16 protein-coding genes and 1 tRNA gene are annotated in these 16,462 nt (G+C 71.9%); 4 read left to right on the forward strand and 13 right to left on the reverse strand.

The genetic code is table 11. The annotated features are described in order from the left end of the window. Positions 1-62: 62 nt before the first annotated feature. Positions 63-656 carry a histidine phosphatase family protein gene (locus AB4K12_RS05995; protein ID WP_086573818.1) on the forward strand — a complete coding sequence of 198 codons (594 nt, stop codon included), beginning with the start codon at positions 63-65 and terminating at the stop codon, positions 654-656. A 24-nt stretch (positions 657-680) separates the two neighbouring features. On the opposite strand, the gene AB4K12_RS06000 is transcribed toward AB4K12_RS05995, so the two are convergent. Then, positions 681-2,093 carry a tetratricopeptide repeat protein gene (locus AB4K12_RS06000; RefSeq protein ID WP_368433235.1) on the reverse strand — a complete coding sequence of 471 codons (1,413 nt, stop codon included), beginning with the start codon at positions 2,091-2,093 and terminating at the stop codon, positions 681-683. 267 nt (positions 2,094-2,360) lie between these two features. Here AB4K12_RS06000 and AB4K12_RS06005 point away from each other — a divergent pair, with 267 nt between their 5' ends. Continuing rightward, on the forward strand, positions 2,361-2,819 hold the full coding sequence (locus AB4K12_RS06005) for a hypothetical protein (RefSeq protein WP_368433236.1): 459 nt from the start codon (positions 2,361-2,363) through the stop codon (positions 2,817-2,819). Positions 2,820-2,884: 65 nt separating this feature from the next. After that, complete coding sequence (locus tag AB4K12_RS06010; protein WP_362257854.1) at positions 2,885-3,754, forward strand: fused MFS/spermidine synthase; 870 nt, start codon at positions 2,885-2,887, stop codon at positions 3,752-3,754. A gap of 8 nt (positions 3,755-3,762) precedes the next feature. Here the strand turns inward: AB4K12_RS06010 and AB4K12_RS06015 are convergent, their stop codons facing one another. The 9 genes from AB4K12_RS06015 to AB4K12_RS06055 all read right to left on the reverse strand — a co-directional run bounded on the left by AB4K12_RS06015 (position 3,763) and on the right by AB4K12_RS06055 (position 11,574). Then, positions 3,763-5,163 carry a GH1 family beta-glucosidase gene (locus AB4K12_RS06015; RefSeq protein WP_368433237.1) on the reverse strand — a complete coding sequence of 467 codons (1,401 nt, stop codon included), beginning with the start codon at positions 5,161-5,163 and terminating at the stop codon, positions 3,763-3,765. A 49-nt stretch (positions 5,164-5,212) separates the two neighbouring features. After that, positions 5,213-6,055 carry a carbohydrate ABC transporter permease gene (locus AB4K12_RS06020; protein ID WP_368433238.1) on the reverse strand — a complete coding sequence of 281 codons (843 nt, stop codon included), beginning with the start codon at positions 6,053-6,055 and terminating at the stop codon, positions 5,213-5,215. Between the two features lie 9 nt (positions 6,056-6,064). Then, positions 6,065-7,024, reverse strand: coding sequence for a carbohydrate ABC transporter permease (locus AB4K12_RS06025; RefSeq protein ID WP_368433814.1), 960 nt, complete (start codon positions 7,022-7,024; stop codon positions 6,065-6,067). 17 nt (positions 7,025-7,041) lie between these two features. Next, on the reverse strand, positions 7,042-8,370 hold the full coding sequence (locus AB4K12_RS06030; protein WP_368433239.1) for an extracellular solute-binding protein: 1,329 nt from the start codon (positions 8,368-8,370) through the stop codon (positions 7,042-7,044). Next, a complete protein-coding gene (locus AB4K12_RS06035) occupies positions 8,367-8,573 on the reverse strand; it encodes a cold-shock protein (protein ID WP_368433240.1) in 207 nt (68 codons plus the stop codon). The genes AB4K12_RS06030 and AB4K12_RS06035 overlap by 4 nt, the downstream gene beginning before the upstream one ends. A 144-nt stretch (positions 8,574-8,717) precedes the next feature. Beyond that, positions 8,718-8,790 (reverse strand) — tRNA-His (locus AB4K12_RS06040). Between the two features lie 125 nt (positions 8,791-8,915). Next, entirely contained in the window at positions 8,916-9,521 is a 606-nt protein-coding gene (orn, locus tag AB4K12_RS06045) for an oligoribonuclease (RefSeq protein WP_086573831.1), read from the reverse strand. A 5-nt stretch (positions 9,522-9,526) separates the two neighbouring features. Then, positions 9,527-10,873 (reverse strand): helix-turn-helix domain-containing protein, encoded by a 1,347-nt coding sequence (locus AB4K12_RS06050; RefSeq protein WP_368433241.1) that lies wholly within the window; start codon positions 10,871-10,873, stop codon positions 9,527-9,529. 383 nt (positions 10,874-11,256) lie between these two features. Then, positions 11,257-11,574, reverse strand: coding sequence for a hypothetical protein (locus tag AB4K12_RS06055; protein ID WP_362257872.1), 318 nt, complete (start codon positions 11,572-11,574; stop codon positions 11,257-11,259). A 343-nt stretch (positions 11,575-11,917) separates the two neighbouring features. Between AB4K12_RS06055 and AB4K12_RS06060 the strand changes: the two genes are divergently transcribed. Further along, positions 11,918-12,439: a universal stress protein gene (locus AB4K12_RS06060; RefSeq protein WP_071965807.1), complete on the forward strand. Its 522-nt coding sequence runs from the start codon at positions 11,918-11,920 to the stop codon at positions 12,437-12,439. 413 nt (positions 12,440-12,852) lie between these two features. Here AB4K12_RS06060 and glmS read toward each other — a convergent pair whose 3' ends face one another. The 3 genes from glmS to AB4K12_RS06075 all read right to left on the reverse strand — a co-directional run bounded on the left by glmS (position 12,853) and on the right by AB4K12_RS06075 (position 16,457). Then, a complete protein-coding gene (gene glmS, locus AB4K12_RS06065) occupies positions 12,853-14,673 on the reverse strand; it encodes a glutamine--fructose-6-phosphate transaminase (isomerizing) (protein ID WP_368433242.1) in 1,821 nt (606 codons plus the stop codon). A 110-nt stretch (positions 14,674-14,783) separates the two neighbouring features. Beyond that, complete coding sequence (locus AB4K12_RS06070) at positions 14,784-15,059, reverse strand: hypothetical protein (RefSeq protein WP_086574229.1); 276 nt, start codon at positions 15,057-15,059, stop codon at positions 14,784-14,786. Between the two features lie 237 nt (positions 15,060-15,296). Beyond that, a complete protein-coding gene (locus tag AB4K12_RS06075) occupies positions 15,297-16,457 on the reverse strand; it encodes an acyl-CoA dehydrogenase family protein (protein ID WP_368433815.1) in 1,161 nt (386 codons plus the stop codon). Between the last annotated feature and the right edge of the window lie 5 nt (positions 16,458-16,462).

Consider the following 16,462-nt stretch of genomic DNA (forward strand, 5'->3'; position numbering starts at 1 on the left):
GAACCGACGTCACGCCGGAACTGTCGTGAAAGTCACCGAAATCTTGTGAAGGGGCCCTCGCCATGGCACCGCGCATCCTGCTGGCCCGGCACGGACAGACGCAGTGGTCGCTGTCCGGGAAGCACACCGGCCGCACGGACATCCCGCTGCTCGACGAGGGCCGGCGCGGCGCCAAGCTGCTCGGCGAGCGCCTGCACCGCGCGCCGTGGAACGCCCTGCCGGACGTCGAGGTGCGCACCAGCCCGCTCGTGCGCGCCAAGGAGACCTGCGAGCTGGCCGGCTTCGGGGACCGGGCGAGCGACTGGGACGCCCTGATGGAGTGGGACTACGGCGCCTACGAGGGCATGACGCCGGCCGAGATCAAGGCGGGCCGCCCGGACTGGCTCATCTGGCGCGACGGCGTCCCCGAGGGCGAGACGCGCGAGCAGGTCGCCGCCCGCGCCGACGAGGTCGTCGAGTGGGCCCGCTCGGCCGACCGCGACGTGCTGGTCTTCGCGCACGGCCACATCCTGCGCACGATCGTGGCCCGCTGGCTGGGCGAGGACCTCTTCTTCGGCTCCCGCATCCGCCTCGACCCGACGTCCCTGTCCGTCCTGGGCTGGGCCTACGGCGCCCCCGCGCTGGTGCGCCTGAACGACACCGGCCACCTCGGCTGACGCCCCGTCGGCCCGTCGGCCCGCCTATCCGGCCTGCGCGGCGGGCCGGTGGCGGGCCAGGAAGCCCGCCACCACCGGCTCCGCCGCGTGCCGGCGCAGCTGCCGCGCGGTGGCGGTCAGCATGGTGCGGACCCGGGACGAGCGGACCTCCTCCAGCAGGTCCAGCGCCCGGCACCCGGCCGCCGCCGCCTCGTCCGGGGCGCCGCCGCGGGCCAGGTCGCCCGCCAGCTGGGCGGTGTAGAGGGCGATGTTCCGCGCGAAGTGCGGGTCCTGCAGGTCCACCGCCCGCTCCGCGTGCTCCGCCGCGCGCCGCCAGTCGCCGAGGGCGGACCAGCACTGGGCCTCCAGGCCCTCCAGCTCCGCCTCGCCGAAGAAGGTCATCCACTCCGGGTCCGTGTCGTCCGGCCCCCGCCCGAACAGCGTGCGCGCGCGCAGCAGCGCCTCCTCGCACGCCGCACGGTCCTCCAGCCGCGCCCAGCCGCCGGCCTCCCGCAGGGCCAGCAGGGACATCAGCCGCGCCGAGCCCAGCCGCCGGCCGGCCCGCTGCGCGGCCTGCGCGGCGCGCACCGCCTCGCGGGGCCGCCCCGCGTCCCGGGCGAGGAAGGCGGTGTTGCAGAAGGCGTGCGCCTCCAGCGCCGCGTCGCCCGCCACCCGGGCGGTCGCCAGCGCCTCCGCGTAGTGCGAGCGCGCGTCCGGGAAGCGGCCCGAGTCATGGGCCAGCCAGCCCACCGAGATGGCGAGCTCGCCCGCCCCCGCGTGCAGCCGGTCGGCCACCGACCGCCGCCGCGTCTGCGCGTCGAGCAGCGCGTAGGCCGCCTTCAGCGGGCGGCCGGCGCGCCGGTAGAGGCCGTCGGCGCCGTGCCGGTCGTCGAGTACCCGGATCTGCCGGACCGCCTGCTCGACGGCGCAGGCCTCGGGCTCTCCCGCGCGGCGGGGGCCCGGGGTGCCGGGGGCGGCGCCCAGGGAGGCGGCGGCCATGGCGGCCGTGCCGGAGGTCATGAACGCGCGACGCAACACGTCGCTCTCCTTGTTGCTGTCGAAGTTGCTGCCGGAGCCTCGTGCGAAGGCCCCGTCCGCCCCGGGGGAGGCCCCGAGGGAGGTACGGCTTTCGGCGGGGCTCTCGGTTTGCCCGGGCAGCGCGGAACCCTTTTTGCGCGCCCCCCGTCCACGCACCGTTTCGCGCGGTGCGAAGCCCATGTCCACCGGCTCGAGGCCGGGGAACATGTGCCGGAACACCCGCTCGTAGGCGTAGTTGGGGCAGCGGATCTCGCCCGACTCGACACGCCCGACATAGCGCGCGTCGCAGGAGACGTGCTCGCCGATCTCGCGGCCCGCCCGCCGCACCGCCGCCGCGAACTCCCCTGGTGAGCGCTGTCCGCGCAGTTCCCGGAAGGCGGCGTTGGGGCGTGCTGACGAGGACGCGCGGTGCGACGCCATGGCCGGACCCTCTCCCTGGCGAGCCGCCCCGGGGGCAACCCGCGGGGCGGGCGGCTGTGCTTGCCGTGTGGCGTGACGACCGTACCGGCTGTGGCGGGACGACTACGCCGGGTTTGCCTACAAACGGGATATCCCACCTGTCATCCGCCATGAACTGCCATCCTTTGGCGCGGCATGGCGCCGTAGCCGTTGACGCCCACGGCCGTTGAACCCTCCGAGCGTGAGCGCGCTCGACGCGGAGTGGCACTGGCGTGAGGAGGGTTTCCCGTGGCGGAGGCCGGAGTGGACATCGGCGGCGGCTCACGGACGACGGCGCCGCACCGGCCGCGTCAGGACCACAGCCCCTCCCCCTGCCCGACGCGGGCCGCCGCCGAGGACGGCCGGCCGTGCGACCTCGTCACCGTCCCCTCCCGGCAGGGCCTCGAGGCGGTCGACATCCTGCGGCTGCGCGACGGCGTCGGGCCCGTGCTGCACGACGGCGAGGGCGACACCCTCGGCTTCCTCGTCCCGCCCGGCACCGCCGACCGCTGGGACGTGCCGGGCAGCGCCTGCACCCAGACCTACGGGCGCGGGCCGCGCGCGACGGCCGACATGCCGCCCGTCAAGGGCACCGGCTGGCTCGTCGCACCCGACGCCGCCTACGCCTGGGCCACCGACCCGGCCGTGCTGCGCGCCGCCCTCGGGGAGGCCGCCCGCACGATCGAGGCCGTCGACCGCTGCCGCTGAGGCCCCCGTTCCGCCGGGCCGCCGCCACGGCCGGAGCGCCGCGCGCCACCGGCGATACTTGACGGGTGGCGAAAGGCAAGCAGAAACAAGGTCGCGGGCGCACCGCGGAGGCGGTGACCGCGCGGGTCGACGGCGGTCTCGCCGAGCTCGTACCCGACCGTGACCGCCCGCGCGGCCGCACCCTGCTCATCGACGGGGCCCCGCAGTCCCATGTGGACCTCGACGACCCGGCCTACCTCGACTTCGCCTACCAGCGCAGGCTCGGCCACATCGCCGACCTCGTCGCGCCGCCCGGCAAACCGGTCCAGGTCCTGCACCTGGGCGGCGGCGCCTTCACGCTCGCCCGCTACGTCGCCGCCACCCGCCCCCGCTCCACCCAGCAGATCGTCGAGATCGACGCCCCGCTGGTGGCGTTCGTCCGCGCCGAGCTGCCCCTGGAGAGCACCTGGCGCGTCCGGGTGCGCGGCGGCGACGCCCGCGAAGGGCTCGGCAAGCTGCCGGACGGCTGGGCGGACCTGATCATCGCGGACGTCTTCAGCGGCGCCCGCACGCCCGCCCATCTGACCAGCACCGAGTTCGCGGCCGAGGTCCGCCGGGTGCTGCGCCCGGGCGGCTTCTACGCCGCCAACCTCGCCGACGGACCGCCGCTCGCCTACGTCAAGGCGCAGATCGCGACCGTGGGGACCGTCTTTCCCGAACTGTGCCTGACCGCCGACCCGGCCGTCCTGCGCGGGCGCCGCTTCGGCAACGCCGTGCTGCTGGCCTCCGACCGCGAGCTGCCCGTCGCCGAGCTGACGCGGCGGGCGGCCACCGACCCCCACCAGGGGCGGGTCGAACACGGCCGCGCCCTCGCCGACTTCACCGGCGGCGCGGCGCCCGTCACCGACGCCGACGCCCGCCCCTCCCCGGCCCCGCCGCCCTCCGTCTTCGAGTGACGGCCGCCTCAGCTCGGCGTCAGGCGGCCGGTCCGGGCCACGCGGGCGTACCAGCGGGCGCTCGACTTGGGTGTACGGGCCAGCGTCGCGTAGTCGACGTACACCGCGCCGAAGCGCTTGCTGTAGCCGTACGCCCACTCGAAGTTGTCCAGCAGCGACCAGAGGAAATAGCCGCGCACGTCGGCCCCGTCGCCGAGGGCGCGCAGCACCGCGTCGAGGTGGGCGTGCAGGTAGGCGATGCGCTCGGGGTCGTGCACCGCCCCGTCCGCGTCCGGCTTGTCGTCGTAGGCGGCGCCGTTCTCCGTGATGATCAGCGGCAGGCCGGGCGCCTCGCGGGTGAAGCGCATCAGCAGGTCGTACAGGCCCGTGGGGTCCACCGCCCAGTCCATCGCGGTGAGTTTGCCCGGGGGCCGGTGGAACGCCACCCGGCCGGCGCCCGGCCAGGGCGAACGCCCGCCCGCGCCGTGCCCGTCGGACCGGTCGGGCCGATTGTCAGTGGCGGCTGATACCACTGTAGGCGCGTAGTAGTTGATGCCCAGCGCGTCGAGGGGGTGCTTGACGATGTCCGTGTCGCCGTCCCGCACGAACGACCAGTCGGTGATCGGCTCGGTGTCGGAGATCAGGTCCGCGGGGTACGCACCGCGCAGCATGGGCTCGGTGAAGATACGGGTGGCGAGGGCGTCGACGCGCCGCTGAGCGTCCAGGTCGCCCGGCGCGGGGGTACGGGCCCGCACGGCGGCGGGGTTGAGGGCGACGGACAACCGGGCGTCCGCCGACAGGACGGTGCGCAGCGCCTGGGCGCCGAGGCCGTGCGCCAGGTTGAGGTGGTGGGCGGCGCGCAGCGCGGCCTCGTCGTCCGTGCGGCCCGGCGCGTGGACCCCGGCGGCATAGCCGAGGAAGGCGCTGCACCAGGGCTCGTTGAGCGTGGTCCACAGCCCGACCCGGTCGCCCAGCACCTCGCCGACCAGCAGCGCGTAGTCGGCGAAGCGGTGTGCCGTCTCGCGTGCGGGCCAGCCGCCCGCGTCCTCCAGTTCCTGGGGCAGGTCCCAGTGATAGAGCGTCAGCATCGGTTGGATGCCCCGGGCCAGGAGGTCGTCGACGAGCGCGCGGTAGAAGTCCAGTCCGCCGCGGGAGGCGGGCCCCCGGCCGGTGGGCTGCACGCGCGGCCAGGAGACGGAGAAGCGGTACGCGCCCAGCCCCAGCTCCGCCATGAGCCGGACGTCCTCCTCGCGGCGGTGGTAGTGGCCGGTGGCCGTGTCGCCGGTGTCGCCGCCCAGCACCCGGCCCGGGGTGCGGGAGAACGTGTCCCAGATGGAGGGGGTCCGGCCGTCCTCCCGGGCCGCGCCCTCGACCTGATAGGCGGCGGTCGCGGCACCCCACAGGAAGCCGGTCGGAAAGTTCACGGTCATGGTCGCTCCCGAAGAGGTGAGAGGAAGGGGAGGAGAGAGAGTGGACGGATCAGCCTTTGACCGCGCCCCGCATGATGCCGCCGACGATCTGGCGGCCGAAGAGGGCGAAGGCCAGCAGCAGCGGCAGGGTGCCCAGCAGAGCCCCGGCCATGACCACGGCCTGGTCGGGCACATAGCCCCGGCCGAGCCCGGTGAGCGCCACCTGCACGGTCGGGTTCTCCTGGGTCAGCGCGATCACGGGCCAGAAGAAGTCGTTCCACGCCTGGACGAAGGAGAGCATCCCCAGCACGGCCATCGCCGGCCGGGCGACGGGGAAGACGATGTGCCACACCACGCGCCAGCTGCTCGCGCCGTCCGTCCGGGCCGCCTCGATCAGCTCGGTGGGCAGCGCCTCCACGAGGTACTGCCGCATGAAGAAGACCCCGAAGGCGCTGACCAGCGTGGGCAGCACCACGGTCTGCAGCCGGTCGGTCCAGCCCAGGCCGGCGACCACCATGAACAGCGGGACGACACTGAGCTGCGGCGGCACCATCATCGTGCCGACGGTCAGCGACAGCAGGACGTTCTTCAGCCGGAACCGCAGCTTGGCGAAGGCGAAGCCGGCGATCGTGCAGAAGAGCACCGTGCCGAGCGCGACCGTCCCGGCCACGACCGTGGTGTTGAACAGCGCGAGCCCCATGTTGGCGTCGCTCCACGCCGTGCCCAGGTTCTCCGGGAGACGGTCCCCGAACCACAGCGGCGGCGGGGTGCGGGCCAGCCGGGCGTTGTCGCGCGAGGCGGCGACGGCCGTCCAGACGAGGGGGAACAGCGAGCCCGCGGTGAACAGCGCCAGCACCGCGTAGCCGACCGGCCCGGCGCGCAGCTGCCGTCCCGCACGGGGTGGCATCGCCATGGGCTCCTCTCACCGGTCCTTCCGCAGCCGGCGCGCGATCAGCACGTTGACCGCGGCCACGAGCATGAGAAGGAGGAACATGCTCCAGGCGACGGCCGAGGCCCGCCCGAGGTGGTAGTAGAACCAGCCCTGCTCGTAGAGGTAGAGCCCGAGCGTCTGGAACTGGTGCGAGGCGCCGCCCTTCTGGCCGCCCGCCCCGCCGAACAGCAGGGGCTCGCCGAAGAGCTGGGTCGCCCCGATCGTCGAGACCACGACGGTGAAGAGGATCGTCGGCCGCAGCGCCGGAACGGTGATGTGCAGGAACTGCCGCCCGCGCGACGCCCCGTCCAGCGCCGCCGACTCGTACAGCTCGTCGGGCACCGCCTGCATGGCGGCGAGATAGATGAGCGCGTTGTAGCCCGTCCACCGCCAGATGACGATCGAGGAGACCGCGCACCGCGAGCTCCAGGTGCCGTTCTGCCAGTCGACCGGGCCGACGCCCACGGTGCCCAGGGCCCAGTTCACCAGGCCGTAGTCGCGCCCGTAGAGCAGGACGAAGACCAGGGTGGCGGCGGCGACCGAGGTGGCGTACGGGGTCAGCAGCGCGACGCGCCAGAACGTCGCGGCGCGCAGCCGGTAGTGGAGCAGATGGGCCAGGCCCAGGGCCATCAGCAGCTGGGGGACGGTGGAGAGGACCCCGATGGTGACGGTGTTGCGCAGCGCGTTCCAGAAGAAGTCGTTGTCGAGCAGCCGGAGGTAGTTGTGCGCACCCACCCACACCATGCGGTCCGGGGCCGTCAGCTCCACCCGGTGCAGCGAGGCCCAGCCCGTATAGAGGAGAGGGAAGAGTCCGAACGCGGCGAAGAAGGCGAAGAACGGCGCGACGAACGCGTACGGGCTGTAGCGCAGGTCCCAGCGGTAGAGGCGGCTGCGCCAGGCGGCCGGGCGGTCCCGGTCGCGGCCGGCGGGGCCCGCTTCCGCCCCCTCCACCGCCGTGGTCGTGGCGGTCACTCGTCCACCGCGTTCTTGATCTCCTTCTGCGCCGCCGCCCAGCCGGCCGCGGGGGACCTGCCCTGCTGTTCGACCTGGGCGATGCCGATGTCGGTGAACGCCGTGCCGATCTGCTGCTCCCTCGGGCCGAAGACCAGCAGGGGCACCGACCGCGCGGCCGTGGTGAAGATCCGCCCGATGGGGGCGTCGCCGAAGTAGGGGTTCCGCGCGTCCCTGACCGCGGGCATGGCGTACGAGGCCGGGGTGGAGGGGATGCTCGCCTGCCGTTCGAAGAGCCGGGCCTGCTGGGCGGGGGCGGTCAGCCAGACGGCCAGCTCGATCGCGGCCGCCCTGTGCCGGGCGGCCTTCGGCACCGTGACGAAGGAGCCGCCCCAGTTGGCGGGCCGGGGGGCCGCGGCCACGTCCCACGCGCCCCGGCCGGCCGCGCCCGACTTCTCCTTGATGTAGCCGAGCATCCAGGGCGGGCAGGCGACGGTGGCGAAGCGGCCGTTCGCGAAGGCCTGGTCCCAGGGCTTCTCGAACTGCTTGAGGCGGGCCGTCAGCCCGGCGCGCACCGCCTGCACGGCCAGGTCCCAGGACGTCCTGACCGCGGGGGAGTCCGTGTGGACGGGCCGGCCGGAGCGGTCGTAGTAGCGCTCGGGATAGGCGTGGACCGAGGCGTTGTAGATTCCGGCCGCCGAGTCGGTGAAGACCGTGCCGGCCGGGGCCCGCCGGGCGTAGGCCTTGCCGGTGTCGATGTACTTCTGCCAGTCGCCGGCCCACAGCCGGCCGACCGCCTCCCGGTCGGTGGGCAGCCCGGCCCGCCGGAAGAGGTCCTTGCGGTAGCAGATGGCGATCGGCCCGATGTCCGTGCCGAGGCCGATGGTCCGGCCGTCCGGGGTGGTGGCCTGCGCCCACTTCCACGGCAGCCAGTCCGCCCGCCGGACGCCCTTCGCCCGGGACAGGTCCTCGAAGAGGCGGCCCTGGGCGGCCGCCACCTCGTGGATGTTTCCCACCTCCATGGCCTGGATGTCGGCGAGGCCGCTGCCGGCCGCGAGGTGGGTGAGCAGCTGCGGGTAGTAGGCGTCGTTGCGTTCGATGACGCTTTCCTTGACGACGACGTCCGGGTGCAGCCGCTCGTACTCCTCGTAGAGCCCGGCCTGGCGGTAGCCGAAGACACCGAAGGTGCCGATGGTGACCGTGGTCCGCCCGTGGTGCCCGGCGTCGTCGTCACCGCCGTCCCGGGCGCAGCCGTCGAGCACGCTCACGACGAGGAGGAGCGCGGCGGCGACCGCGAGGACCAGCGCCCGGCGCCGGTAGGGACCGCTCGGCCAGGCCGGGGTCACCTCTCGACGTTGACGTTCTCAGCCTGCGGTCCCTTCGGTCCCTGGGTGACGTCGTAGCTGACCTTGTCGCCCTCGTGCAGTTCCCTGAAGCCCGCGCTCTGGATGGCGGAGAAGTGGACGAACACATCCGGCCCGTTGTCGTCCTGCTGGATGAAGCCGAAGCCCTTGTCGGCGTTGAACCACTTCACTGTGCCCGTTGCCATCGATCATGACCCTTCGTCCGGTGTCGGCACCTGAGCATTCCCCGGACCGACGCCGAACTTCCCCTGGCCGCGCCGTGCATCACCCGTGAGGGCTACAAAACGATAAGAGCCCGGTCCGCTTACGCGAACCGGGCTCTCCATCAGGGTGAGTAACGGGACTCGAACCCGCGACATCCTGGACCACAACCAGGTGCTCTACCGACTGAGCTATACCCACCATGTCCGGTGTTTGTTTCCGTGTTTCTTACCGGCCGAGAAAAAGTGTACAGGGTCCGGAGGGGTGCTCGCTCCCAGCTTTCGCCGTGCCGGGAGCGAGCTGCGTCACTATGCCTGGCTGCGTCTTTACGCCTGGACGGGCAGGACGTGTTTGGCCGCGATGGCCTTCGCCGTGTCGGAGTCCGGACCGGGCTGCGGCACGAAGATCGCCTCGCGGTAGTAGCGGAGCTCGGCGATCGATTCGCGGATGTCGGACAGTGCCCTGTGGTTGCCGGTCTTCTTGGGGCTGCTGAAGTAGGCGCGCGGGAACCAGCGGCGGGCCAGCTCCTTCACCGAGGACACGTCCACGATCCGGTAGTGCAGGTGACCCTCCAGGGCGGGCATGTCCCGCAGCAGGAATCCACGGTCGGTGCTGACCGAGTTTCCGCACAGCGGGGCCTTGCCCGCCTCCGGGACGTGCTCACGGACGTACTCCAGGACCTGACGCTCCGCTTCCTCGAGCGTCGTCCCGCCGTCCAGCTCCGTGAGCAGCCCGGAGGCCGTGTGCATCTGGCGCACCACCTCGGGCATGGTGGCGAGGGCCTCGGCGGGCGGGCGGATGACGATGTCCACGCCGTCCCCGAGGATGTTCAGCTCAGAGTCGGTGACCAGGGCGGCCACCTCGATGAGCGCGTCGGCCGACAGCGAGAGCCCGGTCATCTCGCAGTCGATCCACACCATGCGATCGTTCATACGTCTCACCCTACGGGGCGCTCCCGCTGACCGGGCAGGCGTGGAGCGTAGAGGTCGGCATCCGATTTGCCGGAGTCATTGGGGTTCATCCCATGACTTCCGCCGTGACCGGTGTGGCCCATATGACCTCCGTGGCCGACGTGCGGCGGCGGGCTGCCCAGGGGCGCACCCGTCACCGCGTGCGCGGCCGGAGCCATGGCCGTGCGCCGCATCCCCATGAGCGACGGCTCGCCGGAACGGTGCTCGACGGGATCCGGCCGGTCGAACCGGTCCCCGCGCTCGCTCCGCTCCACACGCTCCGCCCGCTCGCTCCGCTCCACGCGCTCCGGCCCGCTCTGCGGCCGGCGCGCCCGGTAGGCGGCCCGGTAGGCGGCGGGGGAGGATCCCAGCTGCCGGCGGAAGTGGCCGCGCAGGGCCACCGGCGAACGGAAGCCGCAGCGCCCGGCGACCTCGTCCACGGAATAGTCCGAGGTCTCCAGGAGCCGCTGCGCCTGCAGCACCCGCTGAGTGATCAGCCACTGCAGCGGGGCGCTCCCGGTGAGCGAGCGGAACCGTCGGTCGAACGTGCGACGGCTCATATACGCGCGGGCGGCCAGGGTCTCCACGTCGAACTGCTCGTGGAGGTGCTCCAGCGCCCAGGCGACGACCTCGGCGAGCGGGTCGGCGCCGATCTCCTCCGGTAAAGACCTGTCGAGGTAGCGCTCCTGTCCTCCGCTGCGGCGCGGTGGCACGACGAGGCGGCGGGCCAGGGCCCCCGCGGCGTCGGCGCCGTGGTCGGTGCGGACGATGTGCAGGCACAGATCGATGCCTGCCGCGGTGCCCGCGGACGTCAGTACGTCGCCGTCGTCCACGAAGAGCTCCCGGGGGTCCACATGGACCGACGGATAGCGCTTGGCGAGCGTGGGCGCGTACATCCAGTGGGTGGTGGCGGGCCTGCCGTCGAGCAGGCCGGCGGCGGCCAGTACGAAGGCCCCGGTGCACAGCCCGACGATGCGGGCCCCCTCTTCATGGGCCCGGCGCAGCGCGTCGAGTGCGGCGGCCGGTGGCGGCTGGGTGATCGACCGCCAGGCCGGTACGACTACGGTGCCGGCCCTGGAGAGTGCCTCCAGGCCGTACGGTGCGGTCAATTCCAGGCCGCCGGTCGTTCGCAATGGCACATCTTCGCCCGCGCACACCAGCAATCGGTAGCGGGGAACTCCTGCGTCCTGTCGGTCGATCCCGAACACGGAGAGCGGAATGGAGCTTTCGAAGATGGGGCCGCCGCTGAAAAGAAGTACGGCGACGATCTCCCGGCGGCGGCGTCCGGAGAGCTTACGCGCGGCCTCCGGTGCGGTCGTGGAGTCCTGGCTCATGGCGCTAAGCCCCCCTCGGCGGTCGAGTCCTCTCGGTCCTGCACGTTTCCCCTCGGTCCTGAACGGTTCCCCCGCCGGTCATGGCCAAGATCGAATCTACTGCGTCGTTTGGAGACGCGGTGACCAGTTCACCACCCGCCTCTAAGTCGACATGACAACTTGGCGCGAAGCGTTCGATCACGAAGCGTTGCACTTGCAGGCCCCGGTGAAAAGTACGCCTCTCGCCCATGCCCTCTGTCCGTAGGCGGCAACCGCCCTGCAGGCCCGTTTCCTTGCTGGTCGACCGGCTGTTGGAGGGCTCTTTGGCCAAGGTGTGAAGTTCGGGCCGAACTTGGCTGAAAACCTACGGGTGCAGGCGTGCGAGAGGGTCCGTCGAGGGGGGATCAGGAGCCCGGATGACGCGCCCCGCGATGGCTTCCGCCGCCCGTCCGGCCGCGCCTGCCGCGGTGCGGAATCGACTGTTCCGAGGAGACTCTCGCGGCGGTGCGCGCCGACTGGCGCAGGAGGGCGTGACAGACGGAGGTGAGAGCCACCAGACCGGCCGCGGTGCCGGCCGCGCCGCCGAAGGACTGACCGCACATCAGCAGGACGACCGGAACCAGGACGCAGCTGAACGCCGCCCAGCGGACCACGTCGCTCACCGGATCGGGGGACTGCCCCTCGGAGGTGTCCTCGCGGGCGTCATCACGGGTTCCGGGCACGAGCGGCTCCCTGCTGGCGGCTGCTGGAGGTGGTACGCGGTACTACAACGGCGGCCCGGGGGCCTGGGTCACTGGGGAGTGGGTACCAGTGAGTAGAGCCGGGGCCATTGCGCTACGCGCCGCGCTCGTGCATGCTCCGGGGAACGCCCACGGGGGCTCGTTCCCGTGCGGCGGCCTCTGGGCAGGCAGGCAGTGTCGCCGTACCCTGGGGGTAAGCACTTGAAAAGATGAATCCCGGACGGATTTGGCCGTCCATGATCCATCCGAGGGCGTGCCCCCCGACAACTCCAACCAGTCCACCGCCGATCCCCCTCGACACGAGGCTTCCTTCGCCGAGACACCGATGGCCGGTCACGAATTCTCCGAACCCGCGGACCGCAAGCGGATCGCCGATCAGACGGCGCATCCCGAAGCGGCGGAAGAAACACGTCATTCCTGCGATCCGGCGTTCCAGCATGGCGTCGTGGTGGGCTTCGACGGTTCCATGTCGAGCGAGCGAGCGCTTGCGTATGCAATCGGGATGGCCCGCCGTTCCGGCTCGGGCCTGATCATCGTGCATGTGGCCAACCGGCTGCCGACGACGGTGTGGGCCGGCTGTGAGCCGCCGGTCTTCGTGGACGTTCCCGATCACCGCACCGAGGTGCTGGGCCTGGAACTCGCCTGCGCGGACTATTTGTCCGAAGTGCCCTGGATTCTTGTGGAGCGTGGCGGGGACATCTGCCATGAGCTCGAAGAGGTCGGCCGGGAGTACGCGGCGGACGCGATCGTGGTGGGCTCCACGCACGGTCTGGTCGGCCGGATCTTCGGCTCGGTGGCGGGCCGGCTGGCGCGGCGCGCCCAGCGGCCGGTCGTGGTCATCCCGTAGAGCGACCGGACATGCCCCGGAGGCATGTCAACTCCCGTGCGCCAAAAGGTCGATGGCGTCGAATCCGGCGTTGGGCGCGTCTTGACGCGCGCCTTGGCGGTCGCTTTGACAGTTGCCTTGACGAGCCGCGAAATCTACTCACGCGTAGAGGTGGCTCGTGCCCCGGGTGCGGGTAGGTCTCCGGCACACGACGCTGTCGTGCCGCCGGACGGGAGGTGACGGTTCCCGGGACCGGTGGCATCACCGCCGGTGTGAGGGCGACGCCGGCGCAGGGGAGGCGGCCCTCCCCGCGCGCGTGGTGGCACGCGTGGGGAGGGCCGTCCTCTCGTACCTGTCGCGGACAGGTGCGGACAGGTCCGAGAGGGCTTGGGGGTCCGCCGGGGGCGGACCGGGGCGGGACCGCCCGGCCGTGACTACTCGACCGTGACGGACTTCGCCAGGTTGCGCGGCTTGTCGATGTCGCGGCCCATGGCCTTCGCCGTGTAGTAGGCGAAGAGCTGCAGCGGGATGCCCATGAGGATGGCGTCGAGCTCGTCCTCGTTCTTCGGCACCACGATCGTGTGGTCGGCCTTCTCCTGCTCCTGGTGCGCGACGGCGAGGATGCGGCCGCTGCGGGCCTTGATCTCCTCGAGCGCGGCGCGGTTCTTCTCCAGCAGCTCGTCGTTCGGGACGATCGCGACGGTCGGCATGGCGGGCTCGATCAGGGCCAGCGGGCCGTGCTTGAGCTCGGAGGCCGGGTAGGCCTCGGCGTGGATGTACGAGACCTCCTTCAGCTTCAGCGAGGCCTCGCGGGCCACCGGGTAGCCCCGGACGCGGCCGATGAACATCATCGACTTGGCCTCGGCGTACTCCTTGGCCAGCTCCTCGATCTGCGCCTCGTTCGCCAGGATCTCCTCGATCTGGCCGGGCAGCTTGCGCAGGCCCTCGATGATCCGCTTGCCGTCGGCGACGGACAGGTCGCGGGTGCGGCCCAGGTGCAGGGCGAGCAGGCCGAAGGAGACCACCATGTTGGTGAAGCACTTGGTGGAGACCACGCAGACCTCGGGGCCGGCGTGCACGTAGATGCCGCCGTCGGTCTCGCGGGCGATCGCCGAGCCGACCACGTTCACCAGGCCCAGGACGCGGGCGCCCTTGCGCTTGAGCTCCTGGACGGCGGCGAGGACGTCGTAGGTCTCGCCGGACTGGGAGACGGCGATGTAGAGGGTGTCGGGGTCCACGACCGGGTTGCGGTAGCGGAACTCGGAGGCCGGCTCGGCGTCCGCGGGGATGCGGGCCAGCTCCTCGATCATCTGGGCGCCGATCTGGCCGGCGTGGTACGAGGTGCCGCAGCCGAGGATCTTGACCCGGCGCACCGCGCGGGCGTCGCGGGCGTCGAGGTTCAGGCCGCCCAGGTGCACGGTGGAGAAGCGGTCGTCGATGCGGCCGCGCAGCGCGCGGTCCACGGCGTCGGCCTGCTCGTGGATCTCCTTGTGCATGTACGTGTCGTGGCCGCCCATGTCGTACGACTCGGCCTCCCACTCCACGGTGGTCGGCTGGGCCGAGGTGGAGGAGCCCTCGGTGGTGTACGTGCGGTAGTCGTCGGCGCGCAGGGTGGCCATCTCGCCGTCGTCGAGGGTGACGACCTGGCGGGTGTGGCTGACCAGGGCGGCGACGTCGGAGGAGACGAACATCTCCTTCTCGCCGATGCCCAGCACCACGGGGGAGCCGTTGCGGGCGACGACGATGCGGTCCGGGAAGTCGGCGTGCAGGACGGCGATGCCGTACGTGCCCTCGATGTGCTTGACCGCCTCGCGGACCTTCTCCTCCAGCGTGCCGGCCTCGGAGCGGGCGATGAGGTGGGCGAGGACCTCGGTGTCGGTGTCGGAGACGAAGACGAAGCCCTCGGCCGTCAGCTTGGCGCGCAGGTCGGAGGCGTTGTCGATGATGCCGTTGTGGACGACGGCGACCTTCTCCTCCGCGTCCAGGTGCGGGTGGGCGTTGACGTCGTTCGGGGCGCCGTGGGTGGCCCAGCGGGTGTGGGCGATGCCGGTGGTGCCGGCGAAGCGCTTGGGGAGGCGGGCCTCCAGCTCGCGGACGCGGCCCTTGGCCTTGGCGGACTTCAGGCCGCCGGTCTTGCCGCTGGCGTGCAGGGCTATGCCCGCGGAGTCGTAGCCGCGGTACTCCAGCCGCTGCAGGCCCTCCAGCAGCAGCGGAGCGACGTCACGCTTGCCGATGTATCCGACGATTCCACACATAGGTGACCCTCCCAGGTAAACGATCAGTGGCGCCCGGAGGCGACGACGACGGTGGAAGCGATGAGGCGGCCGTGCGGGGCCGCCTCACCGTTTCCGTCCCGGCTGCCGGTTCAGCCGTAGACGATGCGACGCAGTTGCCGCAGTGAGAGCTCGGGTGGTGCCACGGCGCGGTGCGGCAGCTCCGCGGCGATCCGCTCGAAGATCTCCGTGTTGTTCAGCCCGCCGGACTGCAACTCGCGGTGGCGGCGGCGGACGAACTCCTCGGCCGTCTCGTCGAAGTACGCCAGCACGTCCAGGACCACCCGGGCAGCCTCGCCGCGCTGAAGCGGCGTGCTGCGCACCAGGTGGTCGACCAGGTCGTCATGGGGCATACGGCGTTCGAGCACCCGTCGATACTGAGGGCTACGGAGAGCATTCGCAAGAATCCTGCCCGATTTCGGGCAGGGAATCCAGGAAATGTGAGGTGAATCAGCTGCAAACGTCTGAAGATCGCCTGATTTGCCGGTCCGGGCCGGGCAGGGCCGGAGCAGGGCAGCCCGGGCCGGGGTGGGCCGGGCCCGGAAGGCGGGTGGGGCCCGGGAGGCGGGTCGGGCCGGGCGGGGGGAGGGTTCCCGCCCGGGCGGTCAGTACGTGAGCCCCAGCTCGCGGGCGATCAGCATGCGCTGGACCTCGCTCGTGCCCTCGCCGATCTCGAGGATCTTGGAGTCCCGCCACATCCGGGCGACCGGGTATTCGTTCATGAAGCCGTAGCCGCCGTGGATCTGGGTGGCCTCGCGGGCGTTGGTGACCGCGATCTCGGAGGAGTAGAGCTTGGCCAGCGCCGCCTCCTTCTTGAACGGCTCGCCGTGCACAAGGCGGGAGGCCGCGTCGCGCCAGGCGATCCGGGCGGTGTGGGCCCGCATCTCCATATCGGCGATCTTGAACTGGATGGCCTGGTTGGAGCCGATCGGCCGGCCGAAGGCCTCGCGGGTCTTCGCGTACGACAGGGACTCGTCGACGCAGCCCTGGGCCAGGCCCGTGGCCAGGGCGGAGATCGCGATACGGCCCTCGTCCAGTATCCGCAGGAACTGGGCGTAGCCGCGGCCCCGCTCGCCCAGCAGGTTGGCGGCCGGCACCCGGACGTCGGAGAAGGACAGCTCGCGGGTGTCGGAGGCGTTCCAGCCGACCTTGGAGTAGGGGGCCGCCACCGTGAAGCCCGGGGTGCCGGACGGCACGATGATCGAGGAGATCAGGGGCTTGCCGTCCGGCTTGCGGCCCGTGACGGCGGTGACGGTGACCAGGCCGGTGATGTCCGTGCCGGAGTTGGTGATGAAGCACTTGGTGCCGTTGATCACCCATTCGCCGGTGGCCTCGTCCAGGCGGGCCGTGGTGCGGGTGGCGCCCGCGTCGGAGCCGCCGTCGGGCTCGGTCAGGCCGAAGGCGCCCAGCATCTCGCCGGAGCAGAGCTTCGGCAGCCACTCCCGCTTCTGCTCCTCGGTGCCGAATCGGTAGATGGGCATCGCGCCGAGCGAGACCCCCGCCTCGAGGGTGATGGCCACGGAGGAGTCCACCCGGGCGAGCTCCTCGAGGACCAGCCCGAGGGCCAGATAGTCCCCGCCCATGCCGCCGTACTCCTCGGGGAACGGCAGCCCGAACAGGCCCATGCGGCCCATCTCCCGCACGATCTCGTACGGGAACTCGTGCCGCTCGTAGAAGTCGCCGATCTTCGGGGCTACGACATCGTGTGCGAACTCCTCCACGGTGCGGCGGAGTTCCTCGTGCTCGGGGGAGAGGCGGTGGTCCAGCGACA

Source organism: Streptomyces sp. C36 (assembly GCF_040932295.1).
Classification (GTDB): Bacteria; Actinomycetota; Actinomycetes; order Streptomycetales; family Streptomycetaceae; genus Streptomyces; species Streptomyces triculaminicus.